The 14,347-nt window shown below is 73.2% G+C and carries 17 protein-coding genes; 6 read left to right on the forward strand and 11 right to left on the reverse strand.

Annotated features, from left to right (window positions below; translation table 11 throughout):
- Positions 1–24 precede the first annotated feature (24 nt).
- Positions 25–573 carry a S1 family peptidase gene (locus ACFPM7_RS19085; RefSeq protein WP_378249006.1) on the forward strand — a complete coding sequence of 183 codons (549 nt, stop codon included), beginning with the start codon at positions 25–27 and terminating at the stop codon, positions 571–573.
- A gap of 9 nt (positions 574–582) precedes the next feature.
- On the opposite strand, the gene ACFPM7_RS19090 is transcribed toward ACFPM7_RS19085, so the two are convergent.
- Complete coding sequence (locus ACFPM7_RS19090; protein WP_378249007.1) at positions 583–2,190, reverse strand: alkaline phosphatase D family protein; 1,608 nt, start codon at positions 2,188–2,190, stop codon at positions 583–585.
- Positions 2,191–2,271: 81 nt separating this feature from the next.
- Here ACFPM7_RS19090 and ACFPM7_RS19095 point away from each other — a divergent pair, with 81 nt between their 5' ends.
- Positions 2,272–2,649 (forward strand): PPOX class F420-dependent oxidoreductase, encoded by a 378-nt coding sequence (locus ACFPM7_RS19095; protein WP_378249008.1) that lies wholly within the window; start codon positions 2,272–2,274, stop codon positions 2,647–2,649.
- Here ACFPM7_RS19095 and priA read toward each other — a convergent pair.
- Both priA and hisH read right to left on the reverse strand, forming a co-directional pair.
- Positions 2,646–3,377: a bifunctional 1-(5-phosphoribosyl)-5-((5-phosphoribosylamino)methylideneamino)imidazole-4-carboxamide isomerase/phosphoribosylanthranilate isomerase PriA gene (gene priA, locus ACFPM7_RS19100; protein ID WP_378249009.1), complete on the reverse strand. Its 732-nt coding sequence runs from the start codon at positions 3,375–3,377 to the stop codon at positions 2,646–2,648. The genes ACFPM7_RS19095 and priA overlap by 4 nt on opposite strands.
- 4 nt (positions 3,378–3,381) lie before the next feature.
- Positions 3,382–4,011, reverse strand: a complete 630-nt coding sequence (gene hisH / locus ACFPM7_RS19105; RefSeq protein ID WP_378249010.1) for an imidazole glycerol phosphate synthase subunit HisH — start codon at positions 4,009–4,011, stop codon at positions 3,382–3,384.
- A gap of 158 nt (positions 4,012–4,169) precedes the next feature.
- Here hisH and ACFPM7_RS19110 point away from each other — a divergent pair, with 158 nt between their 5' ends.
- Both ACFPM7_RS19110 and ACFPM7_RS19115 read left to right on the forward strand, forming a co-directional pair.
- Positions 4,170–4,334 (forward strand): hypothetical protein, encoded by a 165-nt coding sequence (locus ACFPM7_RS19110; protein ID WP_378249011.1) that lies wholly within the window; start codon positions 4,170–4,172, stop codon positions 4,332–4,334.
- A gap of 37 nt (positions 4,335–4,371) precedes the next feature.
- Entirely contained in the window at positions 4,372–4,905 is a 534-nt protein-coding gene (locus ACFPM7_RS19115; protein WP_378249012.1) for an RNA 2'-phosphotransferase, read from the forward strand.
- Here ACFPM7_RS19115 and ACFPM7_RS19120 read toward each other — a convergent pair.
- Entirely contained in the window at positions 4,902–5,549 is a 648-nt protein-coding gene (locus ACFPM7_RS19120) for a hypothetical protein (RefSeq protein WP_378249013.1), read from the reverse strand. The two genes, ACFPM7_RS19115 and ACFPM7_RS19120, sit on opposite strands and share 4 nt — an antisense overlap.
- 151 nt (positions 5,550–5,700) lie before the next feature.
- On the opposite strand from ACFPM7_RS19120, the gene soxR reads away from it, so the two are divergent.
- Positions 5,701–6,168, forward strand: a complete 468-nt coding sequence (gene soxR, locus ACFPM7_RS19125) for a redox-sensitive transcriptional activator SoxR (protein ID WP_378249014.1) — start codon at positions 5,701–5,703, stop codon at positions 6,166–6,168.
- Between the two features lie 9 nt (positions 6,169–6,177).
- Here the strand turns inward: soxR and ACFPM7_RS19130 are convergent, their stop codons facing one another.
- From ACFPM7_RS19130 to ACFPM7_RS19155, 6 genes are all read right to left on the reverse strand, one after another.
- A complete protein-coding gene (locus tag ACFPM7_RS19130; RefSeq protein WP_378249015.1) occupies positions 6,178–6,333 on the reverse strand; it encodes a hypothetical protein in 156 nt (51 codons plus the stop codon).
- Positions 6,334–6,343: 10 nt separating this feature from the next.
- Positions 6,344–6,946, reverse strand: a complete 603-nt coding sequence (gene hisB, locus ACFPM7_RS19135; RefSeq protein WP_378249016.1) for an imidazoleglycerol-phosphate dehydratase HisB — start codon at positions 6,944–6,946, stop codon at positions 6,344–6,346.
- Entirely contained in the window at positions 6,943–8,046 is a 1,104-nt protein-coding gene (locus tag ACFPM7_RS19140; protein WP_378249017.1) for a histidinol-phosphate transaminase, read from the reverse strand. The genes hisB and ACFPM7_RS19140 overlap by 4 nt, the downstream gene beginning before the upstream one ends.
- The gene (gene hisD, locus ACFPM7_RS19145) at positions 8,043–9,365 is read right to left on the reverse strand and encodes a histidinol dehydrogenase (protein WP_378249018.1); all 1,323 of its coding nucleotides are present in this window, start codon (positions 9,363–9,365) and stop codon (positions 8,043–8,045) included. The genes ACFPM7_RS19140 and hisD overlap by 4 nt, the downstream gene beginning before the upstream one ends.
- A gap of 69 nt (positions 9,366–9,434) precedes the next feature.
- The gene (locus ACFPM7_RS19150; protein ID WP_378249019.1) at positions 9,435–10,601 is read right to left on the reverse strand and encodes an aminotransferase class V-fold PLP-dependent enzyme; all 1,167 of its coding nucleotides are present in this window, start codon (positions 10,599–10,601) and stop codon (positions 9,435–9,437) included.
- An 85-nt stretch (positions 10,602–10,686) separates the two neighbouring features.
- Complete coding sequence (locus ACFPM7_RS19155) at positions 10,687–12,138, reverse strand: ABC transporter substrate-binding protein (RefSeq protein WP_378249020.1); 1,452 nt, start codon at positions 12,136–12,138, stop codon at positions 10,687–10,689.
- A 37-nt stretch (positions 12,139–12,175) separates the two neighbouring features.
- On the opposite strand from ACFPM7_RS19155, the gene ACFPM7_RS19160 reads away from it, so the two are divergent.
- Positions 12,176–12,964 carry a carbon-nitrogen hydrolase family protein gene (locus tag ACFPM7_RS19160; protein WP_378249021.1) on the forward strand — a complete coding sequence of 263 codons (789 nt, stop codon included), beginning with the start codon at positions 12,176–12,178 and terminating at the stop codon, positions 12,962–12,964.
- Between the two features lie 55 nt (positions 12,965–13,019).
- On the opposite strand, the gene ACFPM7_RS19165 is transcribed toward ACFPM7_RS19160, so the two are convergent.
- A complete protein-coding gene (locus ACFPM7_RS19165; RefSeq protein ID WP_378249022.1) occupies positions 13,020–14,306 on the reverse strand; it encodes a cytochrome P450 in 1,287 nt (428 codons plus the stop codon).
- Positions 14,307–14,347 lie beyond the last annotated feature (41 nt).

Genomic DNA, 14,347 nt, shown 5'->3' on the forward strand with positions numbered 1-14,347 from the left:
AGACCTCCCGTCCCAGGAGGTCCCATGATCAGCGCACTGCTCACCGCCGCCCTGCTCGCCACGCCCATCATGGGCGGCGACACGGTCACCATCAACGGAAACCCCTGCGTGGTCGGCTTCAACGCCACGACGGCCTCCGGCGCGCACCGCGTGCTGGTACTCGGCGCGTGCGTCGGCTCGACGCAGACGATCGCCGCGGCGACGCCGCCCGCGGGCACCTCGTCCACGCCGTACGTGCGCGTGCCCGGCTCGACGCCGATCACCGTGCGGGGGGCGTCGTCGGCGCCGATCGGGGCGCAGGTGTGCATCGCGGGCCCGACGTCGGGCTACCGGTGCGGCACCGTGCAGGCCAAGAACGTCACCGTGAACTTCCCCGGCGGCACGATCACCGGGCTGACCCGCACGTCGATCTGCCCGTCGCCGCGCGAGGCAGGCACGCCCGTCATGTGGCGCGACCAGGCGCAGGGGGTCGTCGTCGGCGGGTCGGGGTCGTGCACGAGCGGCGGGACGACCTTCTTCGCCCCGGTCGTCCCGGCGCTCGCCGCGTGGGGAGTGACGCTGCACACCGGCTAGCGGATCTGGCTAGCGGATCTTCTGGGTCCCGCTCAGCGTCGCCAGGGACTTGGCGTGCCGCACGCCCGAGGTGGGGCTGAGGCGGTCGGCCAGGAAGAACCAGTCGACCTGCACCCGGGAGGGGTTGACGTCCACGACGGCGTAGCCGTGCGAGTCCAGCTCCACGTACTTGAGGTGCCAGTTGCGCGCGGCCAGCGCCGCCTCGGCGACCGGCGACACCGTGCGCGGGGCCACGCCGAGGATGTCGTCGATGTTGTCGCTGGTGACCGACGGCGTGACGAACTCGACGGCGGCGCTGTTGCCGTTCCACCAGTAGCTCGACCGCTCGAGCGGCACGTCCGCGCCCCACGAGGTGTGGATGTCGCCGGTGAGGAACACGGTGTTGGCGATCCGGTTGTCCTTGAGGTGCCCGAGCAGCTCCTGGCGGTCGGCGGTGTAGCCGTCCCACGCGTCGGCGTTGGCGGCCACGCTGCCGACCGGCAGGCCGAGCAGTTCGCCGAGGGCCTCCAGGAAGCGCGACTCGATGTTGCTCAGCGAGATCGGCGTGACCATGACCGAGTTGCCGACCAGCTTCCACTGGGCGTCGGTGGACAGGCCGGACTTGAGCCACGCCATCTGCGGGTCGCCGGTGATCGTGCGGGCCGGGTCGTTGGGGTCGCCCTGCGACGGGGTGGTCTGCTTGGAGCGGTAGCTGCGCAGGTCCAGCAGCGACAGCTCGGCCAGCCTGCCCCAGCGGAAGCGCCGGTAGATCTCACCGTTCGGGCCCTGGCGCACAGGCATCCACTCGAAGTAGGCCTGCCGGGCCGCCGCTTTCCTCGCCGCCCAAGGGCCTTCGTTCGGCTGGTGGTTCTCCGCGCCGTCCGACCAGGTGTCATTGGCATATTCATGATCATCCCAGGTGATGAACCAGGGCACGGCCGCGTGCAGGGCGCTGAGGTCGGGGTCGGTCTTGTAGAGGGCGTGGCGCTGGCGGTAGTCGGCGAGGGTCAGCATCTCGTGGGCGGGCACGTGCGGGCGGATGGTGACCCCGCGCGCGCCGTAGCCGCCGACGGGGTACTCGTAGAGGTAGTCGCCGACGTGCAGGACGCCGTCGAGGTCGGGGCGGGCGGCGAGGTGGCGGTAGCTGGAGAAGTAGCCCGCCTGCCAGTTGGAGCAGGAGACCAGGCCGAGCTTGAGACCGGCGACGTCGGCGCCGGTGGCGGGCGCGGTGCGGGTGCGGCCGGAGGCCGAGGCGACGCCGTCGAGCAGGAAGCGGTAGTGGTAGGCGGTTCCCGGGGCCAGGCCCGCGGCGTCGACCTTGACGGTGTGGTCGCGCTGGGGACCGGTGGTGACCGAGCCCGCGGCGACGACGTCGGCGAAGGCGGGGTCGCGCGCCACCTCCCAGCGCACCTCGACGGTCGGGCCGAGCCCGGAGCCGGGGGTGGCCTCGGGCGCGGGCGTCACCCGGGTCCACAGCAGGACCCGGTCGGGCAGCGGGTCGCCGGAGGCCACGCCGTGGGCGAACTGCGGGACGGCGGCGCTCGCGGTGGCGGCCAGGCCGGCGGGGACGAGCAGCGCCCCGCCCGCGACGGCGGAGGAGCGCAGGAACGTGCGGCGGTTCGGTGTGGTGGGGGTCACGCTTCTTAGTGGTACACCTCGAAGGTGTCTGTCACACCGGCTGCCCGGGTGAACCTTCGCCGAACTCCGTACCGTGGTCGCATGAGCGATCTCGACCGCCTCGGGGCGGGCAAGTACGTCCTCGTGACCACCCGCCGCCGCGACGGCCGCACCGTGCCGACCCCGGTCTGGGCCGTCCGCGACGGCGAGGAGCTGCTGATCTGGACGCCCAAGGACTCCGGCAAGGTCAAGCGGATCCGCAACTTCCCCGACGTCGAGCTGGCCGAGTGCGACTTCAGGGGAAACCCGTCCGGCCCGTCGGTCCCGGCGACCGCCCGCATCCTCGACGCCGCCGGAGCCGAGCGGGCGCGCAAGCTGATCAGCCGCAAGTACGGGGTCATGGGCAAGCTGACGGTCCTGGGCAGCAAGCTGCGCCGCGGCGCGAAGGGCACCGTCGGGATCTCGCTGAGGGTGGACTAGACCGCGGCCAGGGCCTCGGGCAGGGTGAAGTTGCCGTTGTAGAGGGCCTTGCCGATGATCGCGCCCTCGACGCCCTCGCCCTCCAGGGCGGCCAGGGCGCGCAGGTCGTCCAGGGTCGCGATGCCGCCGGAGGCGATCACCGGGGCGTCGGTGCGGGCGCAGACCTGGCGCAGCAGGTCGATGTTCGGGCCGGTGAGGGTGCCGTCGCGGCTGACGTCGGTGACGACGTAGCGGGCGCAGCCGTCGGCGTCGAGGCGGGCGAGGATCTCCCACAGGTCGCCGCCGTCGGTGGTCCAGCCGCGGCCCGCGACGCGGATCTGGCCGTCGGCGCCGATGCGCACGTCGAGGCCGACGGCGATCTTGTCGCCGTGCTTGGCGATCGCCGCCGCGCACCACTCGGGGTTCTCGATCGCGGCGGTGCCGAGGTTGACGCGGGTGCAGCCGGTGGCCAGGGCGGCGTCCAGGCTGGCGTCGTCGCGCAGGCCGCCGGACAGCTCGACCTTGATGTCGAGCGTGCCGACGACCTCGGCGATCAGCGCGCGGTTGTCGCCGCGGCCGAAGGCGGCGTCGAGGTCGACCAGGTGCAGCCACTGCGCGCCGTCGGCCTGCCACGCGGCGGCGGCGTCACCGGGGGTGCCGTACTCAGTCTCGGTGCCCGCCTCGCCCTGGGTGAGGCGGACGGCCTTGCCGTCGACGACATCGACGGCGGGCAGCAGCTGGAAGCTCACCCGCTCACCTTACGGTGATCAGCCAGTTCCTCAGCAGCTGGGCTCCGGCGTCGGCGGACTTCTCCGGGTGGAACTGGGTGGCCGAGAGCGGGCCGTTCTCGGCGGCGGCGACGAACGGGCCGCCGTGCTCGGCCCAGGTGACCAGCGGGGCGATCATGGGCGGTTCGGGGTTGAGCTCCCAGGTGCGCGCGGCGTAGGAGTGCACGAAGTAGAAGCGGGCGCCGGCGAGGCCGTCGAACAGCACCGACTTGTCCGGCGCGCGGACGGTGTTCCACCCCATGTGGGGGACGATGTCGGCGTCGAGGCGGTCGACCACACCGGGCCACTGCGCGCAGCCCTCGGTCTCGACTCCGTGCTCGATGCCGCGGTCGAAGAGGATCTGCATGCCGACGCAGATGCCCAGCACCGGCCGTCCGCCCGCCAGCCTGCGCCCGATGATCCGGTCACCGCGCACGCCCTTGAGCCCGGCCATGCACGCGGCGTACGCGCCGACCCCGGGGACGACGAGCCCGTCGCACTCCAGCGCGGCCTGGAAGTCGGCGGTGACCTCGACATCGGCGCCGACGCGGTGCAGGGCGCGCTCGACGGAGCGGAGGTTGCCGGAGCCATAGTCGAGCACGACGACGCGAGTCACGGGCCCAGAATAGTCCCCCACCCCGCGTTATAAATCTGTTACCAAGATCCCTGATTCAGGTGACCCTCGGTCGGGTACCTAACTCGCGGGTGGTGGTGACGATGCGCGATCGGATCACGCGGTGGTCTTTGGCAGCGGTGCTCATTTCCGCTGCGTTGGTGAACGGGTACCTCGCGGCGAGCGAGTCCGTTCTCTGGCCGCTCGCGCTCGCACTGCTGTGGGTGGGGCTGGCCGCAGGTCTCCTGTCGGTCGAGGCCCCGAAGTCCGCCGAACCGCGTCGCGCGGTTCGGCGGGCTCCCGCCCGCGCGCACGCCGAGGTCTGATCAATCCGGTTGCCCGCCGTGCTCTACTGATCGGGTTATGGAAGAGAAGACCCTGATCCGCCACTCCAAGCGGCTCGCGAAACTGCTCCGGCACGACCCCGGCGCGCTGTCCATGGACCCGGCGGGGTGGGTACCGGTCGAGGAGCTGCTGGCCCTGCTCGGCATCACCCGCGCGCAGCTGGACGAGGTCGTGGCGGGCAACAACAAGTCGCGCTACGCCTACGACGGCACCGGGACGCTGATCCGCGCCAGCCAGGGCCACACGCTGCCCGTCGACCTGGGCTTGGAGCCCGTCGAGCCGCCCGAGGTGCTCTACCACGGCACCGCCGAGCCGACCGTCGACGTGGTGCTCGCCGAGGGGCTGCGCCCGATGCTGCGCAACCACGTGCACCTCTCGGCGGACGTGGAGACGGCGACGAAGGTCGGCTCCCGGCACGGCCGCCCCGTGGTGCTGGCGGTGGCCGCCACCCGAATGCACGGCGACGGCCACCAGTTCTACCTCAGCGCCAACGGCGTCTGGCTCTGCGACCAGGTCCCGGCCGAGTACCTGACGAGCCGAGCGCCTGACTAGCGATGCCCGGCGGCCTTGGCGGCCAGCCACTGCGCGCCCGAGCCGCCCAGCGCCATCGCCAGGCCGATCGCGGGCATGATCGCGAAGAACAGCGGGAAGATCGTCGCCATCGCCTTCATGTCCTCGGCGAACTCCAGCCCGGCATCGTCCGCGGCGATGATGCGGATCAGGTAGTACAGGCAGATCGCCAGCTCCAGCGCCGCCCCGGCGAGGTACGGCGTGCGGGTCGCCCCGCCGCTCAGCTTCACGCCGCCGAAGATCAGCAGCGCGGAGCCCGCGAGCTGCGCGAGCACGATCAGCCAGCCGAGGACGACCTCGCCCGTGTCCCCCACATCCGAGGCCGCGCCGAGGCCGGCGATGAGCAGGATGGTCGGGATGAGGGTGATGCCCGCCTGGACGTAGCCGAGGACGGCCGCCGCGGTGATGGTGCCGGGCCGGGTCAGCGGCGCGTGCTCGGGCGGGGCGGGCGGCATGCCGCCGTAGGCGTAGCCCTGCTGGGGATATCCCTGCTGCGGGTAGCCCTGCTGCGGGTAGTTCTGCTGCGGATAACCGGAGGGCGGGGACTGCGGGTAGCCCGAGGAGGGGGTCTGCGGGTACCCCTGCTGGCCCTGGTCGCCGGGCTGCTGGCCGTACGGCTGCGTCATCGCCTTCTCCTCAGTGTCCCACCACGGTGTCGTCCCCGACCGAAACGTGCCGATGGTGACACAATCGCCCCCGGGCCCACATCGATTACGCGAAATCGACACGCGCGGGGAAACTTCGACCATGGTCGACGCCTCACCTATCGTGGGCGGGGTGTCACCCACACTGCCGGACCACCTCACCATCGGCGAGGTCGCCGACCGCAGCGGCATCCCCCACACCGCCCTGCGCTTCTACGAGGACCGCGGCCTGATCACCGCCCACCGCACAGCGGGCAACCAGCGCCGCTACCCGCGCGCGACCCTGCGCAGGCTGGCGTTCATCAGAACGGCCCAGCGGGTCGGGCTGTCCCTTGAGGAAATCCGCGACGCGTTGGCGACCCTGCCGGACGGGCGCACGCCGACGAAGTCCGATTGGGCGCGTTTGTCCAAATCGTGGCATGACGAAATAGAGGCGCGGATCGATTCCCTGCAGAGGCTCCGCGACAACCTGACGGGCTGCATCGGGTGCGGGTGCCTGTCGCTGAAATCCTGCACCCTGATCAACACGAACGACCACCTGGCGAACTTCGGCCCGGGGGCGCCGCGGCTGAAGGCGTCGACGGAGGGCGGGATCGGCTGATCCTCAGCGCTACGACAGATACCAGGCCACGCCGCCGCCGAGGGCCAGCGCGGCCAGCACCCCCAGCACCACCGCCGCCACCCGGTTCGTCTTCCACGTGGTGTGCGCGCCGCCCACGAGGATTCCCGCGAGCGCCACCAGACCGATCGAGACCAAAGCCTGCAAGACGGAACTCCTAGAGGACGCCCTTGGTCGACGGAATCCCGCCGATCCGAGGGTCGGGTTCGGCGGCGGCGCGCAGGGCGCGGGCGAAGGCCTTGTACTCGGCCTCGGTGATGTGGTGCGGGTCGCGGCCGTGGATGACGCGCAGGTGCAGGGCGATCTGGGCGTGGAAGGCGATGGACTCGAAGACGTGGCGGTTCAGGACCGTCGGGTAGTTGCCGCCGACGGTGAAGCCCACCATCACCTCCGGCTCTCCCGTGTGGACGCAGTACGGGCGGCCGGAGACGTCCACGGCGGCGTGGGCCAGGGTTTCGTCCATCGGGATCCAGGCGTCGCCGAAGCGGCGGATGCCGGACTTGTCGCCGAGGGCGGCGCGCAGGGTCTGACCCAGGACGATGGCGACGTCCTCCACCGTGTGGTGGGCGTCGATGTGGGTGTCGCCGGTGGCGGCGACCTTGAGGTCAAGGGCGCCGTGGGAGCCGAAGGCGTGCAGCATGTGGTCGTAGAACGGCACGCCCGTGTCGACGTCGACCTTGCCGGTGCCGTCGAGGTCGAGCTCGACCACGACGGAGGACTCCTTGGTCACCCGCTCGGTGCGGGCGGTGCGGTTCGTCACGGGACGATCTCCTTACTGGCGGCCAGGAACGCGTCGTTCTCGGCCGGGGTGCCGATGGTGACGCGGAGGTGGCCGTCGATGCCGACGTCGCGGACCAGCACGCCGTGGTCCAAGTAGGACTGCCAGGCGGCGGCGCGGTCCGCGAACGGTCCGAACAGGACGAAGTTGGCGTCGCTGGGGACGACGGCGGCGCCGAGGCCGGTCAGCGACGCCACGACGCGGTCGCGCTCCTCGGCCAGCATGCGCACCGACGCCAGCGTCCCCGTCGCGTGGCGCAGGGCCGCCAGCGCGGCGGCCTGGGTCAGCGACGACAGGTGGTAGGGCAGGCGCACCAGCAGCAGCGCTTCGACGACGGCGGGCGCAGCGGCCAGGTATCCGAGCCGCCCGCCCGCGAACGCGAACGCCTTGCTCATCGTCCGGCTGACGATCACCCGGGTCGGGAACTCCTCGATCAGGTGCACAGCGCTCTCCCGCGAGGAGAACTCCGCGTACGCCTCGTCCACCACGACGACCCCGGGCGCGGCCGACACCAGCGCCCGCAGGTCCGACAGCGGGATCGACTGCCCCGTCGGGTTGTTCGGGCTGGTCACGAAGACCACATCCGGCCGACGCGACCCCAGCAGGTCCACCGCGGCCTCGACGTCCAGGGAGAAGTCCGCCCGCCGCGGCGCGGGCAGCCACTCGGTGCGCGTGCCGGAGGCGATGATCGGGTGCATCGAGTACGACGGCTCGAACCCGAGCGCCGTGCGCCCCGGGCCGCCGAACGCCTGGAGGATCTGCTGGAGGACCTCGTTGGACCCGTTGGCCGCCCACAGGTTCTCCACCGCGAGCCCGACCCCGGTCGCCGAGGCGAGGTAGCGGGCCAGCTCCGTCCGCAGCGCGACCGCGTCGCGGTCGGGGTAGCGGTTCAGCGTCGCGGCGATCTCGGCGACCGCCGCCACGATGTCGGCGACCAGGCCGGGCGGCGGGGGCACCGGGTTCTCGTTGGTGTTGAGCCGAACCGGCACGTCCAGCTGCGGCGCCCCGTACGGGGAGCGCCCGCGCAGGTCCTCGCGCAGCGGCAGCTCGCCCAGCCCGACCGACGCACCGGGAACGGTCATGACCGCCCCTCGAAACGCGCCGCGACGGCCTCCCCGTGCGCGGGCAGGTCCTCGGCGTTGGCCAGCGCGACCACATGCCCGGCGACGGCCCGCAGGGCGTCCTCGGTGTACTCCACGACGTGGATGCCGCGCAGGAACGTCTGCACCGACAGCCCCGAGGAGTGCCGCGCGCAGCCGCCGGTGGGCAGCACGTGGTTGGAGCCCGCGCAGTAGTCGCCGAGGGAGACCGGCGACCACGCCCCGACGAACACCGCGCCCGCGTTGCGCACGCGCGCCGCGACGGCGGAGGCGTCGGCGGTCTGGATCTCCAGGTGCTCGGCGGCGTAGGCGTCGACCACGCGCAGGCCATCCTCCACAGAGGACACCAAAACGCAGCCGGACTGCGTCCCCGACAGCGCGGTCGCGACCCGCTCGCTGTGCTTGGTCGCCTTGACCCGCACGGCCAGCTCGGCGTCGACGGCGTCGGCCAGCTCCACGGAGTCGGTGACCAGGACGCTGGCGGCCAGCGGGTCGTGCTCGGCCTGGCTGATCAGGTCGGTGGCCACGTGCACCGGGTCGGCGGTGGCGTCGGCCAGCACGGCGATCTCGGTCGGCCCGGCCTCGGAGTCGATGCCGACGAGTCCGCGCAGCAGCCGCTTGGCCGCGGTGACGTAGATGTTGCCCGGCCCGGTCACGAGGTCGACGGGGGCCAGCTCGCCGCCGTCGGTGTCGAGGCCGCCGTAGGTCATGAGCGCCACGCCGTGCGCGCCGCCGACGGCCCACACCTCCTCGACGCCGAGCAGCTCGGCGGCGGCGAGGATGGCCGGGTGCGGCAGCCCGCCGAACTCGGCCTGCGCCGGGGAGCACACCACCAGCGACTCCACGCCCGCGGTCTGCGCCGGGACGACGTTCATCACCACGCTGGAGGGGTACACGGCCAGCCCGCCGGGCACGTACAGCCCGACGCGGCCCACCGGCACCCACCGCTCGGTCACGGTGCCGCCGGGCACGACCTTGGTGGTCGTGTCGACGCGCCGCTGGTCGGCGTGCACGCGGCGGGCCCGCTCGATGGACTCCTCCAGCCCCGCCCGCACGGCAGGGTCGAGCCCGGCGAGGGCCTTGGGCAGTTCGTCGGCGGGCACCCGGACGGTGGCCGGGCGGACGTGGTCGAACCGCTCGCCGAACTCCAGCGCCGCCTCGGCGCCGCGCTCGCGCACCGCGTCCACGATCGGCCGCACCTGATGCAGCACCGCGTCCACGTCGACCTGGGCCCTGGGCAGCGCGGTGCGCAGCTCGACGGGCGAGGGGACGGCGGAGCGCAGATCGGTCCGAGTGAGCATGGCTTCCTTCCTCCTGGCCTGTTCAGCGTAGTGCGCGGCTGCCCCGGTCGAGCCGCCGGTGGTCGCTGGTCACCCGGCCGCGACCCGCGCGACCGCGCCGTCGATCTGCTCGTCGCTGACGAAGTAGTGCGGCGAGGCGCGGACCATCTCGTGCAGGCCGCGCCGGGTCATGTCGTAGCGGGTGGACGAGCGGTCGCTGACGGTCACCGTGACGCCCTCGGCGCGCAGCGTGTCGCGCAGCTGGTGGGCGGACACGCCTTCCTTGGTGAAGGTGACGATGCCGCAGCGGGTGCCGCCCAGGTCGCGCACGGTCACGCCGGGGATCTCGGCGAGCCCGGCGCGCAGCCGCTCGGCGCGCGCGGCGACCTCGGCGGCGACGGTCTCCACGCCGATGTCCAGCAGGTAGCGCGCAGCGGCGAAGAGGCCGAGGCGGGCGGCGACGGAGCACTCCCACAGCTCGAAGACGCGGGCGTCGTCGCGCAGCTTCACCTGATCGAGGTCGCTCCACTCGGCGCTGTGCAGGTCGATCAGCCGGGGCTCCAGCTTCGCCCGCGCCGCGGCCCTGACGACGAGGAAGCCGGTGCCGCGCGGCCCGCGCAGCCACTTGCGGCCGGTGCCGGAGATGACGTCGGCCCCGGTCTCCCGCGCCGAGACCGGCACCTGCCCGGTGGACTGGCAGGCGTCGAGGAACAGCAGTGCGCCGACCTCGTGCGCGGCGTCGGCGACCTCGCGGACCGGGTTGACCAGGCCGCCGTTGGTGGGCACGTGCACCAGTGAGACCAGCTTGACGCGCTCGTCGAGCATGCCGCGCAGCGCCTCGACGTCGACCTCGCCGCTCGGGGTCGAGGGCACCAGCTCGACGCTCGCGCCGACGCGGGCGGCGGTGTGCAGCATCGGGGCGGCCTGGCCCGCGTACTCGACCTCGGTGACCAGGACCCGGTCGCCGGGGCCCAGCGGGACCGCGTCGTAGGCACTGAGCCAGGCGCGGGCGGCGCTGTCGGAGAAGGCGACCTCGTCGGGCTCGCAGCCCAGCAGCTCGGCGAAGAGCGGGTAGCCCTGGTCGACGTCGGCTTCGTTGGCCGCGCGGTAGCCGCCGATCTCGGCTTCGCGGCGCAGGTGTGCGATGACGGTGTCGAGCACCGGCTGCGGCGGCAGGGAGGAGCCCGCGCTGTCGAGGAAGATCTGGTCGAGGCAAGCAGGGGTGTCGGCGCGCGCCGAAGCGAGATCGAAGCCCATGCCTCTACTGAAGCACCTCACGGCCGGATTGAGCACTCATCCCGGGCTCAGATCACCGGGCGGCCCAGATCATCGGGGGTCCAGATCATCGGGGCGTCCAGGCGGAGAGGTTCCACCAGGCGCCCCAGGTGTGGTCCGGGGCGGGGGCGTCGAAGACGGGGCGGTGGCCGGTCCAGGAGTCGCGGTGGACGTAGGTGTGGTCGGCCTGGGCGAGGACGACCGCGGCCGGGCTGGTGCGGTTGGCGCGCTGGGCGGCGTGCAGGGCGACGGCGAGGTCGACCGGGTCGGTGGCCTCGGCGGCCTCCTTGAGGGCGGCGGCGGTGGCCCCGCCCTGGTCGCCGAAGAGGGCGCGCAGGGCGGCCGAGGGGTCGGTGGGGTCGCCGACGGCGCGGTAGCGGGGGCCGTCCTCGGCGTCGGCCGACGGCGTGACCTCCACGCCGATGGCGGCAGCGGCCTTGGTGAACGCGGTGACCAGCGCCTCGGCTTCCGGGTCGCCCGCCGGGTAGCCGACGGTGAAGGCGGCGCGCACGCCGTCGCGGCTGCGCACGCCGTCGGCCCCGGCGACCCAGCCCGCCGAGGTGAGCCCGGACGCGGCGGTCTCCGGCTCGTGGGCGAAGGCGGCGGCGGGCTCGACGAACTCGGCCTGCACGTCGGGCACCGGCAGCGAGGTCGGCGAGCCGACGCCGCCGAGCGCGGTCTCGACGATGGCCTGCCGGTCGACGGCCAGGTTGAGGGCCAGGCGCACGGCCGGGTCGCCGGTGACGGGGTGGTCGGCGGGCAGGGTGATGGCGCGCAGGTCGGCGGCGCGGTGCACGAGCGTGGTCATGCCGTCGGCGCCGTCGAACTCGGCGGCCAGCTCGGCGGGCAGCGGCGCGCCGTCGATGTCGCCCGCGCGCAGCAGGGTGGCGCGCTCGGCCGGGTCGGGCACGAACTCGACGGTGACCTCGGCGATGGCGGGCCGCTCGCGGAAGTAGCCGGTGTTGGCGGTGAGCACCAGGCGCTTGCCGGGCTCGAAGGAGGCCACCCGGTACGGGCCGGTGCCGATGGGGCCCGCCGCGGTGCTGGGCTCGATGCCGAGGGTGAGCAGCTCGGGCAGGTCGGGGACCGGCCGGGAGAGAACGAAGTGGACGGTGGCGGCGTCGACCGGGACAACGCTCGCGATCGCGGCGTAGCGGCCCTTGCCGAGCAGCGGCTTGTAGCCGGCGACGACGTCGGTGGCGTCGAACCCGGTCCCGTCGTGGAAGGAGACGTCGGTGCGCAGCTCGACGGTCCAGGTGAGCCCGTCGGCCGACGGCTCGGGCACGGCGGCGGCCAGCACCGGCACCGGCCCGGTGGGGCTCAGCTCGGTGAGGCCGTCATAGATCTGGGCGGCCCCGAACGGGGCGTACCCGGTCTGCGGGTCCAGGCTCCTCGGCGCGGCGCCGACGGCGATGACCAGCGCGCGGCCCTCCGGGTCGCCGGAGGCGGGCGGCGGCGGGTCCCCCGTGCACGCCGAGAGGAGGACAATGGCGGCGAGCGGGGTTGACAGCCTGGACAACCTGGGAAGCACGGGACCGACACTATAGGGAGCCGATGTGCGCGTTGCGCTGTGCCAGATCACCAGCGGCGAGAACCCGGCCGAGAACCTGGAGCTGCTGCGCCGCTGGACGGCCGACGCGGCGGCGGCGGGCGCGCGGGTCGTGGTGTTCCCCGAGGCCGCCCAGCGCCGCTTCGGGCTGCCGCTGGGCCCGGTCGCCGAGCCGGTCGGGGGACCGTGGGCGAGCGCGGTGCGCGCCATCGCCGAGGAGTGCGGCGTCGTGGTGGTGGCGGGCATGTTCACCCCGGACCCGTCGGGGCGGGTGCGCAACACGCTGCTGGTGACCGGCGGCGGCACGCACGTCGGCTACGACAAGATCCACCTCTTCGACGCCTTCGGCTTCACCGAATCCTCGACCGTCGCCCCCGGCGATGAGCTGGTGACCTTCACCGTCGACGGGGTCGTCTTCGGCGTGGCCACCTGCTACGACATCCGCTTCCCCGAGCTTTTCCGGGCGCTGGCCGACAAGGGCGCGGTCGCGGTGCTGGTGGCGGCGTCGTGGGGGGCGGGCGAGGGCAAGCGGGAGCAGTGGGAGCTGCTGGCCAGGGCCAGGGCGCTGGACAGCACGTCGTGGGTGCTGGCCTGCGGTCAGGCGTACGCGGGCCTGGAGGGCCCGGCGCCCACCGGCATCGGCTACAGCACGGTCGCCGACCCGCTGGGGCGGCTGACGGCCCAGGCGGGCCCGGACCCGCAGCTGCTCATCGCCGACATCGACCCGGCCGCGGTGGACGCCGTCCGCAAGGCGATCCCGGTGCTGGCGAACCGGCGGCTCCAGGACCGGACCTAGGCCGTGTTTCCGATGTGGGGCACGCGATAGCCGCGCCCCACATCGGAAACACGGCCTAGCGCGGGGTCAGCACGACCCGCGCGCCGCGCTCGGGCACGAGGGTGATGTTGCGGGAGCGGGCGTCCTCGCGCGGGCCGCCGGGGGCGATGGTGTGCCGGGTGAGGACTTCGCGGAGCACGGCGGCGGATTCCTGCAGTGCGAAGCCCGCGCCGATGCAGCGCCGCACACCGCCGCCGAAGGGAATCCAGGTGCCCGCTTCCGGGCTCGCGCCGAGGAAGCGCTCGGGGCGGAACTCGGCGGGTCCGGCGAAGTTGTCCGGGTCGGCGTGGGACAGCCCGATGCTCGGGGTGACGATCGTGCCCGCGGGCAGCAGGCGGCCCGCCACCTCGGTGGGCTCGGTCAGCCTGCGGGCGACGCTGTAGATCACCGGGCGCAGGCGCATGGCCTCCTTGGCGACGGCCTGCAGGTACTCGTCGTCGCCGCTGTCGGCGGCTTGGCGGGCCCTGGCCTGCGCGTCGGGGTCGCGGGCGAGTTCGTGGAAGGACCAGGCCAGGGCGGTCGCGGTGGTCTCGTGGCCTGCCAGGAGCAGGGTCATCATGTCGTCGCGCAGCTGGCTCGCCGGGGTGTCGGGGTCGGCGGCGAGCAGGCGGGAGAGGACGTCGTCGCGGCCGGTGAGGTCCTGGCCGCGGCGCTCGGCGATCTCGGCGTTGAGCAGGTCGTCGGCGGCGGCGAGGTGCCTGCGCATGGTCTTCCACGGCGGGAAGCGCTGGAGCTGGGGGTAGGTCCAGCCGAAGATCTGGACGGGGCCGACGTCGACCACCTTGTTGATGCGCGGGCGCAGCGCGGTGAGGCGCTCGCCGTCGGCCATGCCGAAGACGACGCGCAGGATGATCTCCAGGGTGACCGCGTTCATCGGGGCGTGGATGGGCAAGGGCGTGCCGGTCGGCAGGCTGTCGGCGGCCTTGGCGGCGAGCTCGCGCATCATGTCGGCGTAGCCGCGCAGCGCGGCGCCGTTGAAGGCGGGCATGAGCCGCTTGCGGGAGCGCAGGTGGGCGTCCTCGTCCAGGATCAGCACCGAATCCCGGCCCATGACGGGGGCCAGGATGCTGTTGCCCTCGCCCGCGTGGAACACCTCCGGCGGGCCCGCGAAGACGGCGCGGATGTCCTCGGGCCGCGTCACCACGACGACCGTGCGCCCGAGCGCCAGCCGCATGGTGAAGACCGGGCCGTACTTGGCCCGCCAGCGCGGGGCGAAGCGGTGCCTGGCCCGCATGAACAGCGCCGTCTGGACCGCTCTCGGCAGCCTGGGTCCCTCGGGGAGGTCGCTCAGCAGCGTGCTCATGCCCGTTGTTTATACAAGCGTATAGATCGCTGGGTCAACTA

Source organism: Actinokineospora guangxiensis (genome assembly GCF_042657845.1).
In the GTDB taxonomy this organism is placed as follows: domain Bacteria; phylum Actinomycetota; class Actinomycetes; order Mycobacteriales; family Pseudonocardiaceae; genus Actinokineospora; species Actinokineospora guangxiensis.

What these genes read in the sequence shown, in the direction of transcription:
- ACFPM7_RS19165 (WP_378249022.1), bottom strand. Translation starts at nt 14,306, where the DNA reads ATGAGCACGCTGCTGAGCGACCTCCCCGAGGGACCCAGGCTGCCGAGA.
- ACFPM7_RS19085 (WP_378249006.1), top strand. Translation starts at nt 25, where the DNA reads ATGATCAGCGCACTGCTCACCGCCGCCCTGCTCGCCACGCCCATCATG.
- ACFPM7_RS19150 (WP_378249019.1), bottom strand. Translation starts at nt 10,601, where the DNA reads ATGGGCTTCGATCTCGCTTCGGCGCGCGCCGACACCCCTGCTTGCCTC.
- ACFPM7_RS19095 (WP_378249008.1), top strand. Translation starts at nt 2,272, where the DNA reads ATGAGCGATCTCGACCGCCTCGGGGCGGGCAAGTACGTCCTCGTGACC.
- ACFPM7_RS19120 (WP_378249013.1), bottom strand. Translation starts at nt 5,549, where the DNA reads ATGACGCAGCCGTACGGCCAGCAGCCCGGCGACCAGGGCCAGCAGGGG.
- ACFPM7_RS19140 (WP_378249017.1), bottom strand. Translation starts at nt 8,046, where the DNA reads ATGACCGTTCCCGGTGCGTCGGTCGGGCTGGGCGAGCTGCCGCTGCGC.
- ACFPM7_RS19115 (WP_378249012.1), top strand. Translation starts at nt 4,372, where the DNA reads ATGGAAGAGAAGACCCTGATCCGCCACTCCAAGCGGCTCGCGAAACTG.
- hisD (WP_378249018.1), bottom strand. Translation starts at nt 9,365, where the DNA reads ATGCTCACTCGGACCGATCTGCGCTCCGCCGTCCCCTCGCCCGTCGAG.